At 47.5% G+C, this 20,834-nt stretch carries 24 protein-coding genes; 4 read left to right on the plus strand and 20 right to left on the minus strand.

Annotated elements, in window-relative coordinates:
* Positions 1 to 33: 33 nt before the first annotated feature.
* From K7P76_RS25080 to K7P76_RS25090, 3 genes are all read right to left on the minus strand, one after another.
* A complete protein-coding gene (locus tag K7P76_RS25080) occupies positions 34 to 432 on the minus strand; it encodes an RrF2 family transcriptional regulator (RefSeq protein WP_232188488.1) in 399 nt (132 codons plus the stop codon).
* Positions 433 to 659: 227 nt separating this feature from the next.
* A complete protein-coding gene (locus K7P76_RS25085) occupies positions 660 to 1,085 on the minus strand; it encodes a hypothetical protein (RefSeq protein ID WP_232188490.1) in 426 nt (141 codons plus the stop codon).
* 4 nt (positions 1,086 to 1,089) lie between these two features.
* Positions 1,090 to 1,341: a cytochrome c oxidase subunit II gene (locus tag K7P76_RS25090; protein WP_232188492.1), complete on the minus strand. Its 252-nt coding sequence runs from the start codon at positions 1,339 to 1,341 to the stop codon at positions 1,090 to 1,092.
* Positions 1,342 to 1,420: 79 nt separating this feature from the next.
* Between K7P76_RS25090 and K7P76_RS25095 the strand changes: the two genes are divergently transcribed.
* Positions 1,421 to 1,816 (plus strand): helix-turn-helix domain-containing protein, encoded by a 396-nt coding sequence (locus K7P76_RS25095; RefSeq protein ID WP_232188494.1) that lies wholly within the window; start codon positions 1,421 to 1,423, stop codon positions 1,814 to 1,816.
* A gap of 16 nt (positions 1,817 to 1,832) precedes the next feature.
* Positions 1,833 to 2,159, plus strand: a complete 327-nt coding sequence (locus K7P76_RS25100; protein WP_232188496.1) for a YnfA family protein — start codon at positions 1,833 to 1,835, stop codon at positions 2,157 to 2,159.
* A 266-nt stretch (positions 2,160 to 2,425) separates the two neighbouring features.
* Here the strand turns inward: K7P76_RS25100 and K7P76_RS25105 are convergent, their stop codons facing one another.
* The 7 genes from K7P76_RS25105 to K7P76_RS25135 all read right to left on the minus strand — a co-directional run bounded on the left by K7P76_RS25105 (position 2,426) and on the right by K7P76_RS25135 (position 9,520).
* Positions 2,426 to 3,241, minus strand: coding sequence for an inositol monophosphatase family protein (locus K7P76_RS25105; RefSeq protein WP_232188498.1), 816 nt, complete (start codon positions 3,239 to 3,241; stop codon positions 2,426 to 2,428).
* 9 nt (positions 3,242 to 3,250) lie between these two features.
* Positions 3,251 to 3,691, minus strand: coding sequence for a DMT family transporter (locus tag K7P76_RS25110; RefSeq protein ID WP_232188500.1), 441 nt, complete (start codon positions 3,689 to 3,691; stop codon positions 3,251 to 3,253).
* Positions 3,692 to 3,720: 29 nt separating this feature from the next.
* Entirely contained in the window at positions 3,721 to 4,674 is a 954-nt protein-coding gene (locus tag K7P76_RS25115; RefSeq protein WP_232188502.1) for a ComEC/Rec2 family competence protein, read from the minus strand.
* Positions 4,671 to 5,774 (minus strand): ABC transporter ATP-binding protein, encoded by a 1,104-nt coding sequence (locus K7P76_RS25120; RefSeq protein ID WP_232188504.1) that lies wholly within the window; start codon positions 5,772 to 5,774, stop codon positions 4,671 to 4,673. The genes K7P76_RS25115 and K7P76_RS25120 overlap by 4 nt, the downstream gene beginning before the upstream one ends.
* Positions 5,775 to 5,786: 12 nt before the next feature.
* Complete coding sequence (locus K7P76_RS25125) at positions 5,787 to 7,394, minus strand: ABC transporter permease (RefSeq protein ID WP_232188514.1); 1,608 nt, start codon at positions 7,392 to 7,394, stop codon at positions 5,787 to 5,789.
* Between the two features lie 82 nt (positions 7,395 to 7,476).
* Complete coding sequence (locus K7P76_RS25130) at positions 7,477 to 8,598, minus strand: ABC transporter substrate-binding protein (protein WP_232188523.1); 1,122 nt, start codon at positions 8,596 to 8,598, stop codon at positions 7,477 to 7,479.
* 208 nt (positions 8,599 to 8,806) lie between these two features.
* Positions 8,807 to 9,520, minus strand: a complete 714-nt coding sequence (locus tag K7P76_RS25135) for a GntR family transcriptional regulator (protein ID WP_232188525.1) — start codon at positions 9,518 to 9,520, stop codon at positions 8,807 to 8,809.
* A 266-nt stretch (positions 9,521 to 9,786) separates the two neighbouring features.
* Between K7P76_RS25135 and K7P76_RS25140 the strand changes: the two genes are divergently transcribed.
* Positions 9,787 to 12,156: a bifunctional metallophosphatase/5'-nucleotidase gene (locus K7P76_RS25140; RefSeq protein ID WP_232188526.1), complete on the plus strand. Its 2,370-nt coding sequence runs from the start codon at positions 9,787 to 9,789 to the stop codon at positions 12,154 to 12,156.
* 127 nt (positions 12,157 to 12,283) lie between these two features.
* On the opposite strand, the gene K7P76_RS25145 is transcribed toward K7P76_RS25140, so the two are convergent.
* The 7 genes from K7P76_RS25145 to K7P76_RS25170 form a co-directional block, all read right to left on the minus strand.
* Entirely contained in the window at positions 12,284 to 12,721 is a 438-nt protein-coding gene (locus K7P76_RS25145; protein ID WP_232188528.1) for an SRPBCC family protein, read from the minus strand.
* 27 nt (positions 12,722 to 12,748) lie between these two features.
* On the minus strand, positions 12,749 to 13,054 hold the full coding sequence (locus K7P76_RS33780) for a DUF2461 family protein (RefSeq protein WP_373692498.1): 306 nt from the start codon (positions 13,052 to 13,054) through the stop codon (positions 12,749 to 12,751).
* The gene (locus tag K7P76_RS25150) at positions 13,027 to 13,248 is read right to left on the minus strand and encodes a hypothetical protein (RefSeq protein WP_232188531.1); all 222 of its coding nucleotides are present in this window, start codon (positions 13,246 to 13,248) and stop codon (positions 13,027 to 13,029) included. Before K7P76_RS25150 ends, K7P76_RS33780 begins: the two co-directional genes overlap by 28 nt.
* A 12-nt stretch (positions 13,249 to 13,260) precedes the next feature.
* A complete protein-coding gene (locus tag K7P76_RS25155) occupies positions 13,261 to 14,412 on the minus strand; it encodes a response regulator (protein ID WP_232188541.1) in 1,152 nt (383 codons plus the stop codon).
* The gene (locus K7P76_RS25160; protein ID WP_232188543.1) at positions 14,393 to 16,216 is read right to left on the minus strand and encodes a sensor histidine kinase; all 1,824 of its coding nucleotides are present in this window, start codon (positions 16,214 to 16,216) and stop codon (positions 14,393 to 14,395) included. The genes K7P76_RS25155 and K7P76_RS25160 overlap by 20 nt, the downstream gene beginning before the upstream one ends.
* Before the next feature lie 149 nt (positions 16,217 to 16,365).
* Positions 16,366 to 17,091, minus strand: a complete 726-nt coding sequence (locus tag K7P76_RS25165) for a Fic family protein (RefSeq protein WP_232188555.1) — start codon at positions 17,089 to 17,091, stop codon at positions 16,366 to 16,368.
* 108 nt (positions 17,092 to 17,199) lie between these two features.
* The gene (locus K7P76_RS25170; RefSeq protein WP_232188558.1) at positions 17,200 to 18,102 is read right to left on the minus strand and encodes an alpha/beta hydrolase; all 903 of its coding nucleotides are present in this window, start codon (positions 18,100 to 18,102) and stop codon (positions 17,200 to 17,202) included.
* Between the two features lie 141 nt (positions 18,103 to 18,243).
* Here K7P76_RS25170 and K7P76_RS25175 point away from each other — a divergent pair, with 141 nt between their 5' ends.
* Positions 18,244 to 18,732, plus strand: a complete 489-nt coding sequence (locus tag K7P76_RS25175; protein WP_232188560.1) for a MarR family winged helix-turn-helix transcriptional regulator — start codon at positions 18,244 to 18,246, stop codon at positions 18,730 to 18,732.
* Positions 18,733 to 18,917: 185 nt separating this feature from the next.
* Here K7P76_RS25175 and K7P76_RS25180 read toward each other — a convergent pair whose 3' ends face one another.
* The 3 genes from K7P76_RS25180 to K7P76_RS25190 all read right to left on the minus strand — a co-directional run bounded on the left by K7P76_RS25180 (position 18,918) and on the right by K7P76_RS25190 (position 20,827).
* Positions 18,918 to 19,139, minus strand: a complete 222-nt coding sequence (locus tag K7P76_RS25180) for a type II toxin-antitoxin system HicA family toxin (RefSeq protein ID WP_232188562.1) — start codon at positions 19,137 to 19,139, stop codon at positions 18,918 to 18,920.
* Complete coding sequence (locus K7P76_RS25185) at positions 19,132 to 19,548, minus strand: RelB antitoxin-like protein (protein WP_232188564.1); 417 nt, start codon at positions 19,546 to 19,548, stop codon at positions 19,132 to 19,134. The genes K7P76_RS25180 and K7P76_RS25185 overlap by 8 nt, the downstream gene beginning before the upstream one ends.
* A gap of 139 nt (positions 19,549 to 19,687) precedes the next feature.
* Positions 19,688 to 20,827 (minus strand): toxic anion resistance protein, encoded by a 1,140-nt coding sequence (locus K7P76_RS25190; RefSeq protein WP_232188575.1) that lies wholly within the window; start codon positions 20,825 to 20,827, stop codon positions 19,688 to 19,690.
* Positions 20,828 to 20,834: the final 7 nt, after the last annotated feature.

Raw genomic sequence — 20,834 nt, forward strand, 5'->3', positions numbered from 1 at the left:
TATCTTTAATGACTTCAAAAAAAGAACGGATCCTTACTCCGTCTTCATTAATTTCGCCAAATCCGCTATTTTCTTGTTCTCCAGATACTGCTCCATCTGTCGCTCGGCATCGACCACAACCTGCTGGATCAGACATTCGCTTCCGTGATTCACGCTGCATTCGAACAAGGAAGCGGTCCCTTCGATCGCATGGATGATATCCAGAAAGGAGATTTCTTCCTGCTTCCGCCTAAGGCGGTACCCCCCGTTCGCGCCGGGAGCGGACTGAATCAATCCGGCCTTAACAAGCTTGGTCATCATCTTAGACAGATAGGTCTGCGAAACGCCCAGCTTCTCGGCAAGCAATTGAACGCCAACAGGCTTATTGGGCACCGCCGTTACCAGATGGAGCATCGCATGAAGCGCATAGTCGGTTGCCTGGGAATATTTCATTCAGCACCTCCATTAACGACTTTATGTATCCATAATAACTCTAATATTTCTAGAAGGCAAGCATTTAATCCGTTCAATCGCTCATTGCTCTAGAATCCAAGCAGCTTTCCATTCGAACCGGAATTCGGGATTTCCTTGAGGCTATCTATCGAACTTGCCAATCTTGGATTGAGAAATATCCATTAATTAAAACTGCATATACGATTTTTTCCTGGTTGTCGTTCGTTTTATGTGATGCTGCAATTTTGGTTTCTGTGCCGAAGTAAAACGATAATGCCGTGATCACTCCCGTTTTCGAAGAATTGTGGAATTGGGCTGCCGATTGTTGTAATCAAAGCAATCTTATCGTTAATTTCAGAACGTAAGAATGCTTTTGCTTCTTCGTTTCCAGTTAATTGAAGAAAAACCGGCTCATCTTCACTACTTGCTATCACCGTAAAGGTTAAAAACGGACAGCACTTTCTCTCCATGCTAACCCATTCATTTACAAGGCGCAGCGTTTCCAAGTCACCGGGGAATTGATACTCAAACCCAGCTTGAACCTCCGTAACTGCGAGCCTTCTTTTTTCTAATTCACTCCATATATCCTTATAAACCGAACGTTCATCTTTCGTGAAAACCGTATGGCAGCATGCAATCGGTATTTCATTCATAAGTTCAGACTCTCCCACTTGCACATGACGTGCAGTTGCAGCCCGGCTTCATGCATGATGTTCCATTCGCTTTGCGGTGCCGATAAACAACGAATGCAATAGTAGTAAGGACAAGAGCAAATATAACAATAACCACCAGATTTAAAAAGAAAGATGATATGCCAAGAACTGCTGCACCACCAAGTAAAGGCAATGCACAACAAAGCACGCATGCTCCAAGAACACCAAGACCCGCTAACCATTCATTTTTTTTCATTTGCTACACCACCCCATTGGTATTATAATTTTCATTATAAAACTTAAAGTTAGCTTTAAGTCAAGAAAGGTGAAACCCTATGCCGAATCTCAGCATTGGAACGCTGGCGGCAAAAGCCGATATAAACGCGTCTACGCTTCGCTATTACGAATCAATTGGATTACTGCCACCACCGGAACGAAAAAATGGTCAGCGCCGCTATTCCGAAAATCTAATTGAACGAATTACATTTATAAAAATTGCGCAGCAAACCGGCTTTACGATTCCAGAAATCGGTGTACTGCTTCAAGGTTTCGAAACACTCCCCCCATCCGAGCAATGGGAAGAAATGGCGCGTGAAAAACGTGCGCAGCTTGAAGAGAAAAAGAAACAAATTAATTCGATGATTCAAATTTTAGATGATGGATTAAACTGCAAATGCCTTACTTGGTCTGAATGCTTTATGAAAATTAAAAGCACCGGAACATGTTCTTAGAAAGGAGTACTCGTAATTGTTGTTAACTATCCTGATTTTTGTAATCGCAGGGATCGCTGAAATTGGTGGGGGATACTTGGTTTGGCTTTGGTTGCGAGAATCCAAGCCTCTTTGGTATGGGATTGTCGGAAGTTTCATCCTCATCCTGTACGGAATCATTCCAACGCTACAAAGTTTTCCATCCTTTGGGCGTGTCTATGCTGCTTATGGCGGCGTGTTTGTTATTCTCGCAGTTCTTTGGGGATGGCTCGTCGATAAGAAAACACCGGATATGTATGATTGGTTAGGTGCTGCTATTTGCATTGTAGGAGTGTCTATAATGCTATGGGCTCCAAGAAGTTAGTAGGTTCTTATAGATACTAAAACTCAATCTTCCACCACGCTAATCTGCCCGTTACTTCAATATAAAACCCTGTTCAATCAAACACATAACAGCCTTATTGCCTGTGTTTTACAGTATCTTGCCTAAGTTCTAGACTTTCGCATCTCCCATGGCACAACTACATGCGCATGCTCTATTTTGTGAAAATGATATCAATCCCGTGACTTTTTTCACCCATTTGTCCCCTTGTCGTGCAAAAAGCCCCGTCTTATTCTGGACGATTGATCCTAAAGAAAGGATAGCAGTGTTTGGTGTATAGACCCATTAGAGGCAACCAACGAGTTGTCGCTTAATCGAAACGGCGAGCCCTCCCTGTTGGTTACCCTGCCTCCGGCCTCCTGGATAATAAGCACGCCAGCTGCGACGTCCCAAGGATAGAGACCCTCATGCCAGAAGCCGGTCAGCTTGCCGGAGGCCACTAAACACAAATCAAGACTGGCCGCGCCTACAATGCGCACGCTTCTGGATTTCCCCGTAAACCTGCCGATTTGCTCGATAACCGGAGAATTCGGTCTCCAATCGTCAGCTTGGAAGCCGGTTGCCAGCAAAGCGTGCTCCAACTGCGATTCCGAGTCCACTTGAATAAGGCGGCCGTTCAAGTAGGCGCCATGACCCCTTCGGGCACAATAGAGCTCATTGGTTATGGGATTATAGACGACCCCGCATACGAGTTGCTCGTCTTTGACAATGCCTATCGATATCGCAAAATGAGGAAAGCCGTGAATAAAATTCGTTGTCCCGTCGATAGGATCGATAATCCATCCGTATCCCGTCTGCGGCAGCAGGAAAGCTTCATGAGCATTCCTCAAGCTCCCATCTGTTTCCTCGGACATCATCCAGTGCTCGGGGTAGTCGCTGGTTATTCTCTCCTGTAAGATTCTCTCGCTAAGTAGGTCGACCTCGGTCACAAGATCTGAAACGTTCTTTTTTTCTTGAATACGCAATGGCTTCTTCATGAAGCTCACGATCTGCTCACCCACCTCCCGCGCATAACGGGTCGCGTCTTGCAGCAATGTATCCTCTACCTTCTGGTTTTCATTCATATTTTCTCCTTAGCTCGTTGATTTCATTAAGCACCAAACGCCTGTCATAATGATCAGGATACTGCCTAGTTTAGATAGGTTAAAAGAATTTCGAGGCAAGCCCATTAACCCGAAATGATCGATAATTGCCGAAGCAATGATTTGTCCTGCAATCATGAATATAAAGACAGGCAATGCCCCGACAGTTCCCGTCGCATAAGAAACCCCGAACATGATGCCTACGCCTAGTATGCCTGCGATGACGATCCATAGAAGGATACTTGGCTGTAAAGGAACCGACTTAAAGCGCCAAACTACAAGGGATGCGATGAAAATCTGTACGGCTGAAACGCCGACAATCATCCCGTATTGGCCAAGAGCCTTACCGATATGGGCATTAATCATCCCTTGGACGACTCCCAGCATTCCTGCCGCGAGAGCGAGCAACAGATGAAATCCATTTGCTTTCACCTATAAAGCTCCTTTGGACAAGCCATCCCCTACTTGTGTGGATCAGAAGGTTTGGCTCCATATCCGATTTCAATAATCGCCGATTCGCTCTCTATCCGCTGCGGATTCGTCCCACCCGTATGGCCCGTAACATAGAATGCTGCATCGGTGCAGGAACGAAGAGACTCCCATGCCGGCCGTAAATTCTCGGAGCGGTCCGCGCTAATGGGAATGATGCAGTGGGCAGGCTTGATCAAGGAAATAAGTCGAGGATTAAAGCCGTCCGGCAATCCGTGATGGGAAACTTTCCAAACCCAGCTTTGAATGTCCATCCGTTGCGCAAGACGTTCCCATCCAGCCTCTAACTGATCCCCGCCAAATAAAATGCTCTTGTCCGGATCCTGCGTGAAACTAAGGCGATAAACCGAACTGTCGTCATTGGATAAGTCAAAAAAACTTTCAAGCGCCCTTAAGTCGTCGCCCTCGCAGCTCTTCAATAATGTTTCATAGGCAGGAAGAGGGTCCCCTGCCCAGGGATAGAGATGCGTTAGCGATACCCCCTCTTCGGACCAGAGAACTGCTTGTTCGCTCGTTCCGCATTCGTTCCGCCATAGGATCTCGGTCCCTTGTTGTCCTAAGAGATGAATGAGCTCCAAATAGGCGGTCAACATGCCATATACCCGTTTTGTTAAATCGTTGCCGTGTTGTTCAATAACCTTCTCGGGCATCAACTTGAACGGCTCGTAAGGAAGAACGGCTTTACTAACCGATTTAGCTCTGGCAATATCCAGAAGCCCGTTAAGATGGTCCTCGTGAATGTGAGTCAGAATCAACCAGTCGAGATGTTCGATCCCTTGTCTGTCCATCCATGATACCGGATGATCTTGATCAGGGGATACCGTGCCATCGCCTCCGTCGATTAAGGTCAGGCATCCGGAAGGCAGTCGAATCAGATGAGCGTCTCCCCAGCCGACATCGAGAAATTGCAAGTTGACCTTGGTCATACGGCCCCCCTCGCATCCCCCGGCAGGATATGGATTTTGTGCTTATCCAACGTAAAGCGAAGGGTTCCTTGAAGATAACCCCGTACGCTAGGGCTTGTGTCATCGACGATCCATTGCAAGGGAGCGCCATTGACCCAATATCGAATCGTACGTCCAAGAAAGCTGCTTTTCTCAATCGTACCGCTCCATACGTTACCTCTCACAATTCCGATATCCGCCTCGTCAATAATCGTTAGGCATTCCGGCCGTATGACAAGGGTTGCTTTGTCCCCTATTCTCAAAGAATGATTGCTTTGATGAACCTTGAACAAGGAAAAGCCGCTCCGTATCACGATGTCGCTTCCTTCAATGGCGGCAACCTCGCCCTCCACGAAGTTAGCCGTCCCTACGAAGTCGGCTACGAATTTACTCAGCGGCTTAAAATAAATGTCCCAGGGGGTGCCCACTTGAGCGATGCGTCCATGATCGAACACCGCAATCGTGTCGGAAATCGCCAAAGCTTCATCCTGATCGTGCGTTACGAAAATAGCGGTAATTCCTAATCGCTGCTGCAGTTCTCTAAGCTCGTTCCTTACTTCGACCCTCATCTTGGCATCAAGATTGCTAAGGGGTTCATCCATAAGCAGGATCTGCTGTCCGGTAATTAGCGCTCTGGCGAATGCCACGCGTTGCTGCTGGCCGCCGCTCAGTTCCTTGGGTTGTCTCCCCTGCAAACCCTGAAGACCGAACATGCTCAGCATGGCATCCACTTTCTCTTTCGTTTCCTGCCTGGAGGCCTTCTGCAGCTTTAATCCGTACGAGATGTTGTCGTATACCGTCATGTGCGGAAAAAGGGCATATTCTTGGAAGACAAGCGGAGTGTTTCTCTTAAATACCGGCAATCCGTTTACTTTCTGCCCGCGTATATAGATTTGTCCGTTATCCGGCTCATAGAATCCCGCGATCAACCTCATCAGAGTCGTCTTCCCGCAGCCGCTTGGTCCGAGCAGCGTCGTGAAGCTGCCTGCGGGAACATCGAGCGACACTTGACTGATCGCTTCGAATTGTCCGAAGGTTTTCGTCACGTTCTCAATTTTGATTGCAATCTCTGATGCGCTCATGATTTCCTCCAACTAAAGCCCGATTGATTTACCTTCTTTTCTCAACACTAGTTTCATCGCGATCAAAACGGCAAAGGCGATGGAAATCAGCACGACGGTAAAGGCTGACGCACTCCCCCAAGCCCCATTCTGCACAAGGCCGAGAATGGATACAGTGCCGACCGAAGTCTTCGCGGAATAGATAAAGATAATGACGCTTAAACAGGTTATGGACCTCAAGAACGAGATGACGATTCCCGTCATGAACGGACCTCTCAATAAAGGGAGGACGATTTTCCTGAAGGTCGTAAAGCTGCCTGCCCCCAAATTCAACGAGGCTTCTTCCAGCGCTCCGCCGATTTGCTGAAGACCTGCTAAACATGCGCTGTAACACGTAGGTAAATTCCAGAACATTAACGCTAGCACCATGATCAGAGAAGTTCCTGTAAGAAGGAAAGGCTCCTCGTTAAACGCTAGAGCAAAGCCCAGACCGAGGAATACCCCGGGAACCGCTCCCGGCAGGATCGCCATGAAATCCAGAAAGGGATTAATGCCCACGCGTTTCTTCTGAACGATATAAGCTAGCGGCAGCGCAAGCAGCCCCGCAGCCACAGAAGAGAGGATGGCAAATTTCAAGCTGTTGTAGATTTCTCGTCCCTTATCCATGACATATTCCATATTTTTCAAGGTAAGTGACCAATCATAACCCCAAGTCTTCGTGAAAGCGCCATAGAACAGAACCCCATAGACAGCGAGAATGAAGAGGGTAACGAATAGGCAGAAAGAAAATAACCCCCACTTGACGGCAAAAGGAAGCGGATAAAACTCCAAGGACGTTTCTTTGCCGGTAACCGTAACATAAGAAAGCTTGCCAACCCAAAATCTATTCCATAGAAATAAGCCAAGCGCCGGGACAAGCAGTGCGGTGGAAAGAACGGCAGCCGATCTTAAATCGAATAGGCCCGACATCTGTAAATAAGCTTCAGTCGGCAATACGTTGAAGTTCCCGGCTATAATAATCGGATTCCCGAAATCGGCCAGCACGTTCATAGCCGCAATAAGAGCACCTCCAGCGACACCCGGACGGCATAACGGAAAGAAAACCTTCTTAAACACATGCCAATGCGTTGCCCCCAAATTGTAGGCGGCATATTCCAAATTCGTAGAGATGGATCTCATCACTCCGTGAATAACGGCAAAGGCGTAGGGAAAGAAGGTGATCGTCTGAACCAGCCACAATCCGTGCCAACCGTAAATGTCGAAATTCATATGCAAAACATGCTTGGAAACCATGCCTTGTCTGCCGAAAAGAAGAATATAGGACAGCGCAACGATAAACGGCGGCGAGACGATAGGCAGTATCGTTATGAATTTAAATAGCCCTTTGAGAGGGACATTTAACCTTGTAATCGTATAGGAAAATACGAAAGCGATAATCGTACAGGAAATCGTCGAAATAGCGGTAATAAACAAGCTGTTCAGCACGGCGTGAGACCAACGGTAATTCGTAAAAAGCTTGAGGTAGTCTCCCATTTGCGAATAGCTAACGACTTTAAGGATCGGCCAAAGGACAAAAAAACCGGTAAAGATGATAAGGGCAGCGATACCGATAGCGAGCAACGGTTCGTTTCTAAATCGCACAACGTTCCACACCTTTCGGAGGTAAACCGTGCACCTCCTCCCGCAGAACAATTATAGGAGGAGGTGTTTGAATTTAGTTTGTTTATTTAGCCGTAAGTTGAGTGAATTTCTCTACAACCGCAGGTTTCATCTCGGCAGCTTTGCTTCTGTCGTAAGCGACAAGATCCACATCTTCGATCTTGACCATGCCTTCCGGCGGGGCTACGTCTTTTCTAACGGAATAGCGATTGGACATCTGCGTATTCATTTCCCCGATTGGTTTAGTCAATAACCAGTCAACGAACTTCTTCGCATTTTCCGTGTTTCCGCCGCCTTTGACGATACCGACTCCGCCGATTTCGAAAGCGGTTTGCTTCGGAATGATGACTTTAATCGGATAACCTTGTTTAGCGGATTTCACGATATCATGCGCCCATGACATCCCGATAACAAATTCGCCCGTAGCGGTAAGGTTAATTCCGTCCCCTGCCGCTTTCGTGTAATGGTGCACATTCGTATTCAAATTCTTTAAGTACTCCCAACCTTTTTCTTCTCCTAAGCGGAACAATTGGTCGGCAACAAAGATATAACCGCCGCCTGCCGTAGCGGGATTGGAAGTAATATATAATCCCTTATAGTTAGAATCGAGCAGATCGTCCCAAGTCGTCGGTTCTTTTACGCCCTTGGGCGCAAGCTCCTTCTCGAATCTTTCCGTATTTAGAATGATTCCGAGCACGCCCATGTACCAGCCCTGCCAGAAACCATTCGGATCGTTAAACTGCGCATCGAGATCCTTGGCATTCGGGGAAACGTAATTTTCAAGAATACCTTCTTTCGCGAGAGGCTCGTAAAATTCAACGGACCCGCCTACGAAAATATCAGCCTGGGGATTCGCTTTCTCGGCTAATATACGCGTACTAGTCTCGCCTGCATTTCCAATGCGCAAATATTCGAGTTCGATACCGGTATCTTCTTTGAATTTCTTCTGAAGCTGAATAATATCATCCTCGTTTAATGCGGCGTACACGACTAGCTTGTTCGATTCAGGGGAAGCCGATTGGTCAGGCTCAGCGCTTGCCGATTCAACCACCGAATTCGATGGAGATTCGCTTGCCGCAGATGCTTGGGTGTCGTTGTTAGCACCGCAACCCGATAACACCGTAACTAACGCTAACATTACCATCATCATTACACTTGCGAGTCTGGTGCTCGTTTTCTTGAACATTGTAATCCTCCCGATCCATGATTTTTTTATTTGTTCCATCTTGCAACCCGCATAACTACAGGCTTTCGAGGAGTTGTCTAGACATCCTCTGGCTTCATTATCGTTGTGAACTGTCATCGTTGTATCACGCGGGTATTAAACATGAGTTAAATAGAAAACCGCTCTTCTTACGGAGTAAGAAGAGCGGTCAAACTTCTGAATATGAGATTTACCTTTCTCGACGTACCCAAAATTTAAATACGTCGTTACGAAAGTAATCATAGGAGAATAGGATAGGCACCCTGTCTTCATTGTAATGAGTTTGTTTCAATAAAATGACCGTGGCTTCGGGTTTTACCTGTAATTTGTGGCAATTCGTATCGGAAGACGGCGGGACAATTAACTCGGTATTGGCAGCTACGATACGAATATCGCATACGTCTTCGAGAAACTTCATGAGAGAGCCTTGCAATGTCGTCTTCTGAAATGCGTCCCCGATCAATGCATTAGGCATGATATTAATATTATAGGAGACGGGTTCACCGTCGGCCATTCGAATACGCTCGATGATCGTTATTGGATCTCCCGGGCTTATATGCAAGAAGTCGGCCCATTCCTCCTGACACGGTTCTTCGCGTATGGACTCATGGTGTTCCCCTTCGCTTAGGGAGGCTGACGTTATCATCTCCGAGGTAGAGCTGAGATGATCGATGCTGCTTGGGATCGAAGCCAAGGGACGAACGACGAAACGCCCTATTCCGCTGCGGACTCTCAGTTTGCCTTCCCGTTCCATTTGCTTGACGGCTGCCCGAAACGTCTCTCGGCTCACATTGAATTTGCGAGCCATGTCGGGCTCGGATGGAAGCATCGAGCCAATCGCCAACTCACCTGTTCGAATTTGACGTTCAAGCTCTTCCTTAATGATCAAATAGTTGTGCTTCATTATTTTACATCCGGCTTTCTAGGCATAAGCCCGCAAAATAATACGGCATTGTTATTTGGGTGTCTAGACAATGTAATCATATCGATCATTTGTTATCGCAAATTTATGTTAAATCGTGTTTATTGTAAAAGTGTCAAAACAGAGTAAAAAAACCGAAAAGTCAACCTTTCAATAATTTATTCCTATTTAACAATCAATAGAGGGCCATTTGACAATGGTCCTCTATTATTATTATGGAGCTAAATAGATGTTATAGGAGGAAGGTTATGAAAAGAATGTTGAGAAAGTACACTCTATCGCTTGTGTTGTCCGCCCTTATGATCACATCCGTATTTCCTGCCGTTACTAAGGTTCACGCAGAAAGTACGGTTAATACAGTCAGTCAGAATAATAATGTACAAGTGCAACTGCTGGGTATGAACGACCTGCACGGGAAGATCGACGTAACGAGTACAGTGACCACCCGCCCTGGCGTAAAGTTTGGCCGCGCTGAATATTGGGCCGCCTATCTGCGCCAACGCGAGGCAACCAATCCGAACACGCTGCTCATGCATTCAGGAGATATGGTAGGGGGCAGTTCCCCGGTATCCGCGCTGCTCCAGGATGAGCCGACCGTGGAAATCATGAACGCTCTCGGTTTCGATATCGGAACCCTCGGCAACCATGAGTTCGACGAAGGCGTGGACGAAATGCTGCGTTTGATCAACGGCGGCGACCATCCGAACGGTACCCCGAACTACAAAGGAATGAACTTTCCTGTCGTCGCGGCGAACGTAGAATACAAAGACACGGGAAAACCGGTGCTTGCCCCTTATGCCATCAAGGAAGTCGGCGGAGTCAAAATCGGCTTCATCGGCGTCGTAACGACGGCCGTTCCGAGCATCGTCATGCCGACCGGAATCGCGAACGTCCGTTTTACCGATGAAGCAGCTGCGATCAACAAATACGTCCCCGAGCTGCAAGCCCAAGGCGTGGAAGCGATTGTCGTTCTGGCTCACGTTCCCGGCGATCAGAACGGCACCTCCGCGAAAGGCGAAATCGCCGATCTGGCCAACAACGTGAACGATGCCGTCGACGTCATTTACGCCGCGCATAACCACGTCAAGCTCAACGCTATCGTCGATAACAAACTGATCGTTCAGGCTTGGGAATACGGGGATGCCATCGTGGATATCGACTTGGAAATCGACCCGGCCACCCATGACATCGTGAAGAAATCCGCCGAAATCGTCGACGTCGTGCAGTCCGGCATCACGCCGGATCCGGAAATCGCGGCCATTCTGAAGAAGTACGAGGATCTGGTCGCTCCCAAAGTGAATGCCGTGGTGGGGACGAACGAAATTGCGATAACCAAAGGCTATCCGACGAAAGACGTGTTGGGTGACAACGCGCTTGGCAACTTGATCGCAGACGGCATGAAGTTTGAAATGAGCAGCGATTTCGCATTGATGAACGGCGGCGGCGTGAGGGACAATCTGGATGCCGGTCCGGTCACTTGGGGAGAGTTGTTCAACATCCAACCGTTCGCTAACACCTTAGTGAAGGTCGACGTGACGGGCGCACAGTTCAAGGAAATTCTAAATGCCATGATCAGCCCGCAATACGGTCCAGACTCCTTTATAGGCGGGGCTCGCTATACTTGGGACACGGCAACGAACAAGATCGTAAGTCTGACGCTGGAGAACGGCCAACCGGTCGACCCAGCCGTAACCTATTCGCTTACGGTCAATAACTTCATGTACAACCAGACCAGTGCCAAATACAAGCTGATCGGGTTATACGGCAAAAACGTGGTGCAAGGTCCGGAAGACATCACGGGAACCGTCAATTTTGTCAAAAGCCTTACCGCGCCTATTCGTTATGAAGCGGAGGGCAGAATCAGTACGGATCTCGTCGCTCCGGTGACCGAGGCTGTGGTCGACGGATTAAGCGGGGAAGACGCATACAACGTTCATGATGTGAAATTGACGCTGACTGCGGTAGACGGCACAGGAATCGGGGTCAAAGAATCGCAGTATCGGGTCGGAAGCGGAGATTGGAAGCCGGCAGTTGGAGGAACGTTTACGGTAAGTACGGAAGGCCGCAATGCGGTAGAGTTCCGTTCCATCGACAAAGCCGGCAACGTCGAAGCGGCTCGTTCGCTGCTGATTTGGATCGACAAGACCGGTCCGGCGATCCAAAATCCGGGCAAAGTGACGGTTTATCCGCACGACGAAGTGTCGCTTCCTTTCGTCGCCACTGATAACCTGAGCGGTGTTCGTGACCTGAGAGTGGTTTTGGATGGCCATCCAGCGGCGAATCCGCTGAAAATCGCACCCTTCGCTCTTGGCTTCGGAATTCACAAGGCAACGATTACCGCAGAAGACCGCGCGGGTAACAAGAGCGAAATCTCCTTTAACATCGAGGTTATCATGGATGCAGCTCACCTGGATGATCTTATCCAAGTAGGGTCGGATAGCGGAAAAATCACGCACAAAGGAATCGTAGACAGCCTGCTTGTGAAAGTAAAATCCGGATCGCTTCAAGCTTTGGAGAACGAAGTTAAGGCGCAATCCGGTAAAAAGATCGATAAAGCATTCGCAGAAATACTGCTTAAAGCAACCGAATTCGTCTTGAAGACGAATATCGCAGCGTAATCATTCATTCCAGCAAAGCAGCTCCGGGTCCCCGGGCTGCTTTGCTTTTTTTTACGTCCGCCGTCTAGCGGCACGGTATCTGGCGCGCCTTCTTGCGAGGACTTATAGGGGGAAGAAAAGTTTTTGTTCACGACAGAGATTCCAAATAGGTTTTCATATTCGAGAGATTGGCTACTTCCAACTGCATTTGTTTAGTGATCATTGAATCCATAAGCCTGGCGAATCCTTTCGATTCCAACGATAAGGCAAATGTCACTCGCGTTTCCGTTCCATCATATTCGAATTCATACTTTCCTGTTGGTCTTGCTGGTCCTGATATGACCTTAAACGAAATTAATTTATTTTTTTCGCATCCGATGATTTCGTAATCTCCGCTAATCCGCTTTCCAAATGGGCCTTTCATGCCTTGAATAAAGGTTGTTCCTACGCCGAGAACTTTACCGGATGTATTTTTAACGTCAGTTACGGCCGGCCTCCATAAGTTGTTATTTTCCCCGTCCAAGATGAAATCGAACACTTCGTCAACGGGTTTCCGGATTGAAATGCTTGACTTTGCAAACGCCATATAAAGTCCTCCGTCTACATTGAATTTTTACTGCTGAATGACTTTGGCGAGCCATTGTTTTACTGGCAGCATCTCTTGAAAATGTTCGAAACAAACGTTAACAAGCGCCGGGCTGGAAAGTATCTCCTGTCCAATATTCCGTGTGTGAATATAGAAAGCATTGTGACGAAGCAACCCAGCGCGTTTATGGTTATCATCGTAGCCCTTGGGTACCCGTTTATAATGCTCTTCATTGATTTTATACTCGCCGGTTTTAAGGAGCAAAGCCAGAATTTCATCGAGTTCAGATCCCAGCCTATCATCTATTAGAGCGTTTCGGTAAGCTTGAAGGATCGGAGAATTGGAACATTCCGGTCATCAAGCCTATCCTGTCCCCTTGTAGAAGGAGGGGCCGTCCGTTTTTTTACTATCGCCATCCCAAAACTTCCCGCCGATGCTTGTCTTATACGATTATTGTTATCCGCCAGATCTTTCAAGAACTGCAACCCTTCTTTGGGGAAGCCTGTAAAGTCAAGGGTATCGCTCATTCATTTATCCCCCTATTTTTTATTGTCGAAAAGGTCATTCACCAGCGAGTCATACAGCAGAAGCAGCTCCTTGGATGGACGAATGCCGAGCTCCCTGTTGAGAAGCTTAACATACTCGGTATACTGAGCCGTCAACCCTTTTTTATTCCCGTCCTGCCCATGTATCTTCATAAGCAGGCTTACGACCGATTCGTCCAGTGGATTACGGGCATACAGCTTAAGCAGCAGCTTTGCTGCGGCAGCTGTATTCCGAATGGAGAGGAGCGCCTCGGCCAGCCGTTTAACGAAGGACACATACAGCTCGGCAAGGCGCTCCGTCTCGTAAATCGCCCATACATAAGCTTTATTACCGAATAGGTCTCCCGTATATAGCCTTTCAACTTGCAGTTCGTTTTCCACATCGGCGGCTTCAATGCTCCCCGGCTTTCCCGCACGTTGTTCAAACTCCTCGTAATCGATAACGGCGTTGCTTAATTCCAATGCGTAACCGTCATTTTCCGAGCGTACGGCCTCCCGCAAACCGAGCGGCTCCAATGACTTGCGCAGCTGATAGACGGTCGTATTCAAATATTTTTCCGCGCTGTCACTGGACATGCCTCCGAAAATATCCGCAACCAGCCGGGAACGGGCAATCCGTTTGCTCCGATTCAGCAGTAAGTAGGCGAACAACTCGGCGCTTTTGCTCGAAATCCATTTCACGCGGCCAGCCTCGTTCTGTACGGAGAAGTCGCCTAGCGTCGTGATGATAATTTCATCTCTCCCCCTGGCATCCGAATTCTCCAAAGGCTGCGTACGAAAGGATTCTCTACCTGCCAGCGCGCGATTAACCGTTCGTTCCAGCCGCTCCTGGGACACCGGCTTAACCAAATAATCCAGTACAGATAGGTCATATGCCTTTAAGGCATATTCCTTATGCGAGGTGACAAACACGATTTGCACCCTGCCGCCCGCCTCTTCCATCTTGGCGGCAAATGCCATCCCGCTCTCGCCCGGCATGGAGATATCCACGAAAGCCAGCCCGATGTCGGCGTTGTCGCTCAGGAACGCGGCTGCGGTCTGCGTATCCGTGAATGCGCCCGCTACCTGCACGTCTGGATACTTGACCAGCATTTTCCGCATAATCAGATGCATCACGGGATCATCGTCAACCAATATGGCTTTCATGAGCTTCCGCCCCCATTCCATCGTCGTTAATCGCTCCCCCGCTGCTGGCAGAGCTAGGCAAAGTGAATATAAAAGTCGTTCCTTCTCCATGAACGCTGTCAAACTGGAGGCTGCCGCCGTGGATGCGAAGAAACTCGCGGGTCAGAACCAAACCGAATCTCGTCTTGCCACCCTCGTTCGCGAAGCCCCGCTCCTTGAAAAACAACTCTTCTTGCCGCAGCAGCTTTGACGTCTCCTCGTCGATTCCCGCCCCGTTGTCTCTCACGGAAACTCTAACCAGATCGCCTTCCAAGGAGGCGCCGATTTCAATTGTTCCGCCCATTCCGGAAAATTTGATCGCATTCGATAATAAATTCCGGAGAATGAGGTCGAGCATTTCTTTGTCGGCGCTCACCGTGAGCGTCTCATCAACAAACTCCCTCATTTGAATTTGTTTCATACCGGCTCTAGCACCGGAAAGCGACATAGCCTGCCGGACAACCTGCTGTAAATTCCACGCCAACGGACGAAAAGCGACTTCCCCATTCTGACTGCGATACCAGTCCAGCAAATTATCGACAAGATGGAATGTGCTGCTTACTTGCCTTTTAATTTCCTGGAAAACTTCAGCATTCGCGATATCCGCATCCGTCGGTTCCTCGCCCAACAACTCGGTCAGACTGACCAGAAGCGCGATCGGATCACGGATATCATGGGCCACGACGGTGAACAGCTTGTCCTTAAATGCGTTCAGTTGGGACAACTTTTGAGATTTTTCACGCAAACGCGCCTCATTTTCCATCCATTCCGTAATATCGTTAAACATCAGCATTTTTCCGATCGGAGCCATTCCGGTATCGTATATAAAAGACAAGCTGCAAATATAATGCTTATGCCGGTTCGCCTGGTAACGCTGGAACGAAAACCGTTCATCCCGACTGTCCACGGCGGAAATCCGCTCCAGCAAATCCGGGCAAGCCGACAAAACGTCCTTGCCGTGAGCGGGAAAACTCTTCGTTGCACCGAGCTCGGGAAACACCTCTTCCGCCGCGCGATTGTGGTTTATGATCTGATTCTCATAGTCTAGCAGAACAACGCCGTCCCGAATCGTATCGAACACTTTGGCGAACGCAAGCGGCGTTAAGCGCAGCAAATGGAAACGGAAAATGCCCCATGCGTAAACAACGCCGGATACGGCGAACCCGAATGGCGTGAAATCGATGACTTTGCTGAACATGTAGGCCATATTAAAGAGCATGGGGGCAGCCGCGCCCAGAATGAGGACAATGATTTGCTTCCGCACGATAGGCAAAGACCGCAGATACATCGGGATAAACAGCAATATGCCGAACAGTAGAATCGTATAATTGTAGACCGCATGTATCGAATACCAAGGTCCCTTGACGGTGTTAAACAAAGGAACCGCCGCATTCAAGTTCGGAACGTACTCTTCGTAAATGAGATGATGCCAATCATTGGTTAAATGAATGAAAAAGGTCGCTATGGGAACAACGAAAATCATGATCACCAGAAGTCTTCGATATCGAGCCGCTGCTCCTGTAAATTGAATGACGAGCAGAAGCCAAAACGCGGAGACAAAGGGGATACCCAAATATTCGAATTGGAGCGAAAGTTTTACGCCGTGTAAGCCTGTACTCAAAATTTCGAATGCGTAGCCCAAAGAGTAACATGACGCTGCCAGCATTACGAAAATCATCGTCCGCGCAACCTGCAAGTGACGTTTCCGGTAGGACAGGAATGTCACGAACAGCATCAGCGCCGTCGCGAAACAAAGCAATATCGACATCCATTGTCTTGTGTCCACGACTGCAGCCCCCTCAGGTTTCACTTAAAAATGACAATCACCTACATAATACCTCATCTTTAGGCGAAATGATCACCTTTTCTATATTATAGCGTTAGTAAAAAATGAAATAACCGCAAGCCCAATCGCTTACGGTCTTCGTATTTTACCTATACTAGCTTTAAATAATAATCGAAAGTTTGATCCATCATTTCGGCAACCAATGAGACGAATATCGTATTATCCCTGTTTGTATGAGCGTGGCTCAATGCCGCATAATACTCACTTCTATTCTCTTTTTGAATGACAATAGGAGGATAGCCATTTTTCATTAGCTCAAAATTCAGCAACAATCGCGACGTTCTTCCATTCCCATCAATGAAAGGATGGATCCCAACAAAATCGATATGAATGATCGCAGCCCTTTCAACGGGGTGCAATTGCTGACCTTCATGTTCATACCAGTTAATGAATCGTTCCATTTTCAATTGAACCTGTACGGCATCCGGCGGGATATGTTGTGCACCGCTAATGATCACGTTTTCTTTACGATATACTCCAGCATATTCATCTTCAATACCTTTTAAAATAAGTCGATGGATGCTTTTGATTTGCCATTCCGATAAGCTCTCTTGATTCTTGACGATTTCTTCGACGTATAATATTGCATCTTTATGGTTAATAGCTTCCAAATGCTCTTTTATCGTTTTGCCGCCCACTGTAATGCCTTCAAGAGCAACTTTTGTTTCTGATAAAGTCAATGTATTTCCCTCAATAGCGTTGGAGTGATATGTCCAATTGATGATCAAGTGCTCTCGTATGCTTCTAAGCGTATGGACAGGAAGTGGCTTTTTTTGATCGAGCAAACTTTTCTTCTTATCAATTTGTTCAAACATCAACTCACCCCAACCTCACTTCGAATCATAAAAATATGGTCATTATTATAACAGCCCTTTTACCCACTTCTCGAAATGTTTTGCATTGAAAATATACATCCCTTTGAGTTAGGTAAAAAATCGTCGAAGTTCTTGTGCCACCCGTTCTGGATTGCCGCCTCTGTTGGTATTACCTGAGGCGCCATGATTGAGCCCTAGGAACTCAATACGTTTGGCAAACGGAAAAATCTTCTCCAGGGAATCAAGAGCAACTTTGAAGTAGGTCGGACTCTTGCTGCTGCCAAGCAAGAGTAACTCGGCACGTGCAGCACCGAAGCTTTCCAGTGACCCTTCCGTCTCGATGGCCAGTTGAAGGTCATAGTGCATCGTTGGAGCCAGCATCCTCATCGTTACGTAGTCACCCTTGGCCTTCTTATCCTCGCTTGCCAACATCATATTCGTCAATAGCTTGAGCAACCAACGGGGTATAGAGTTGAAAATCGGCGGCCCCATCTGTGAGCCTAACATTCCTGTAACAAGCGCTGAGGTAACCTTGCCTTGGGCCATCTCGTTATCATAGCGCGTCAAGAAGTCGGTCGACACCGAGTTGTTTATGATCAGCGGCGGTTCAAAGATGGCGGCTTTATGAATCGCGGGCAGGGTGAGTGATGCTTGGAGACATATAATGGCGCCAACGCTGACTCCAAAGACATAGTGGGCGCCCGTTTGGGTAAGAAGGGCGTCCAAATCTTCAACGTCTTTCTGTATGCTGTAGTCATCGTTGTAAGGACCGCTTAGGCCGCGGCCACGGCGGTCATGCAAATAAACGGTGTAAGTATCAGCCAATGCCTCAGCGAGTTGCATGTGACTTTGGGCTGACTCCATGGTGCCATGTACCAGCACTACACCCGGGCCGCGGCCAAGTTGGCGGTAGCCTATGGTGGTGCCGTCTTTAGAGGTTACGAAGCTCGTTGTATAATGTACCCGCGCGGCTGCTGCCGATTGATGTTTGACACTGGTTTTCGTTTTCATGTTCTGTTATCCTTTCTTGCACAATTAATTGATATCCACTATAATACCTTCAATATTATCTTAATCATTAACGCACTTTCCCTCAATAAGTATCTTAATTGTTAAGATAATAGGTGTCAAGAAGTAAAGGAGATAACACATATGAACGAACCCGAGAACCGAAAGGCTCTTATCAATCAAATGCAATTTTTAGGCCAGATGGCTAGCACCGAAACAGCTTTATTTCATCAGGCAGCCGCAGCTAAGTTAGGATTAGGCATCACCGACATGAAGACGGTGTCGACACTGCAGCAGGAAGGACCCATGACTGCCGGACAACTCGCACAACGACTAAATCTCACAACTGGCGCAGTCTCGAATGTTATCGATCGGCTTGAGCAGCGGAAATTCGTTAAGCGCGAACCTGATGCCAAGGATCGTCGTAAAGTAATCGTTACAGTCAATCAGAAAAACCTCGCCCCTTCTGACAATATTTATCGTTCAATGGGGGAAGCTTTTGAAAGGTTGCTAGAAACCTATTCTACACAGGAGCTTGAGTTTTTGGTGAAGTACAACCAAGCGACCATCGAGTTGACAATGCTGGAAAGCGCAAAATTAACTAAGGGTTATAACACTACGGGTCATGGGTAAGATAAGGATTGTGTCGTGCACCAAGCTGGTTCCTCAGATTATCATGGACCCGAGGATGTGATGCGCATGGTGCAAATGGGTAGAAGCCCCTCGCTCCACGCAAAAAAAGCCTGCCGCAAGAGGTAGGGAGCGAGGTGAGTCGAAATTTGATGTCATCTCAGCGATTTCCTCGCCTACTCTTCTTGCTACTTCTTCGAGTTGAAGTACTCTTTATCTACTCGAAGTTGCTGTTTCAATATCCGATTGAACAAACCTTTTCCGATTTCCCCTGTCCCCTTTGAAACTGCCGTTCTTAGAATCTCTCCGTCAGGTAGAGTCTTCTCAAAGATCTTATCCCTGCCATTTTGTCTGATCAGAACCCAGCCATCGCGTCTTAGAAAACTTTCTAAATCACTCCAGCTAGGCATGAAACATTTGAGCTACTAATTCAATGTCATCTTCCAGAAGCACACGTAAAACGTAAGGAGCATGTTTATGCCGATTCGGGGTATTGTAGTAGCGGGAGTAATTGGCTTCATAGTCGATCGAATATTCGACCAAGTGCCTTGCGAGTTCGTTTCTAAGTTCTTCAAGCGTCTCTGCATCAGCAACGATATCCTCTATTTGTTCGAGAGATCCTGCGTATCTCCCGTCCTCATCTTGCTCATACTCGAATGTCAATTCATACACTGACAGTAGTTCCTTCATTTGCTGTTTGGAGATTGCCATTATCACGTCTCTGTTTCGTTTGACAGCTTGAGGCTTTTCTCTCACAATGGTATCGATAAACTCGCCAAAATTTGCTCTAACGTCTGTAGCATTAAGAACCGTTTGCATAATCATCCCTCCTCGCCTCCATTGTACTTAATTATGTACAGAATGTACACTATGTAGTATATGTGCATTTTTAAAAAAATACTCCTCCTCAAAAAAAAAGAAAGCACCCGTTAGGCGCTTTCGAGGATCATTCCTATGATTACAGCCCCAACTTATGACCTTTCTCCAGACGCAGAATCTGCTTCTCCCCGTTATCGGCCAATTCCCGGAATTGATTGATCGTTTCACGCATTTTCGGCAGAGCTTCCTGCTTGTAGGTGCTGATAGAATCCAGAGCCGACAACACGTCAGTAAAGGCTTGTTTCAACGTATCCACCGAGACGCTCGTTTCAAGGGATTGCTTATGAATCTCGGCCCCTTGCTCCTTCAACATTCTGGACGTGCCGGCGATCAGCTCGTTCGTGGTTTGGTTTAAGAGCTCGATCTTCTTCAAAACAATCCTCTGATTATAGAGAGCGCTAGCTACGGTTACGGAAATCTTCAGCGCCGAAATCGTAACGTTCTTAGCTCTGTCTACCCCGCGAATCAGTTCTTTGTTATTCCTGATTACCACTTCGATTGCCATAATTCCCTGTTGGTTCACTACCAACATCTGCTGCAAATCCATAACCCGCTGACGCAAAGGGAACAGCACTTCTTCGGTGATAAAACGGATCTTGTCAGGGTCTTCATTTCGCTGTTTGGCCGCTTCGATTTGCGACTCGATCGACTCATCCATCAATACCCCGAGCTGAATTTCCTTTTGAAGCTTTTTGGTCAAATCCCGGAGCGTCTGTTGCTCAATCTCCAGGGTGGTGTTGTCGTTCTTGAGGGTCGATTTACCCTTGTCTAAAGAGACAACAATATCCGCGATTACAGCATCGGCTTTCTGATACCTGAGGAAGTAAGCACGCAACGGATTAAACAGTTTGCCGAGGAAACCCCTCTTGGCAAAGTCTACTACGCTCGGGTCCAAATCCTTCAGCTGAGTATGCAGATCCGCAAGACCTTTGGCTACTTGCCCGCCTTCGTCTCCCGTTTTCGAGAGATTGCCTACCGAAACCTGAAGCAACGTATTTTTATCCGATGATGATTTCATTGTATTTAGACCGAACGTGTCGATCGATTGCAGGATTTCTTTTCGCTTCTCAAGCGATTCAATATCCAAAGCCATGATCGTGGCAACATTGGCATCCGCTGCCTCTTTGAGCTTTGCGACTTCCTCGGGTACAGGTTTAACCTCTTGTTCAATCGCAACCTTAATCTCTTCCGGACTTGCTACTTCCATCGAAAATGACATCGTAATC

Origin of the sequence: Cohnella silvisoli, assembly GCF_021190915.1 — a bacterium.
Taxonomy (GTDB): Bacteria; Bacillota; Bacilli; order Paenibacillales; family Paenibacillaceae; genus Cohnella; species Cohnella silvisoli.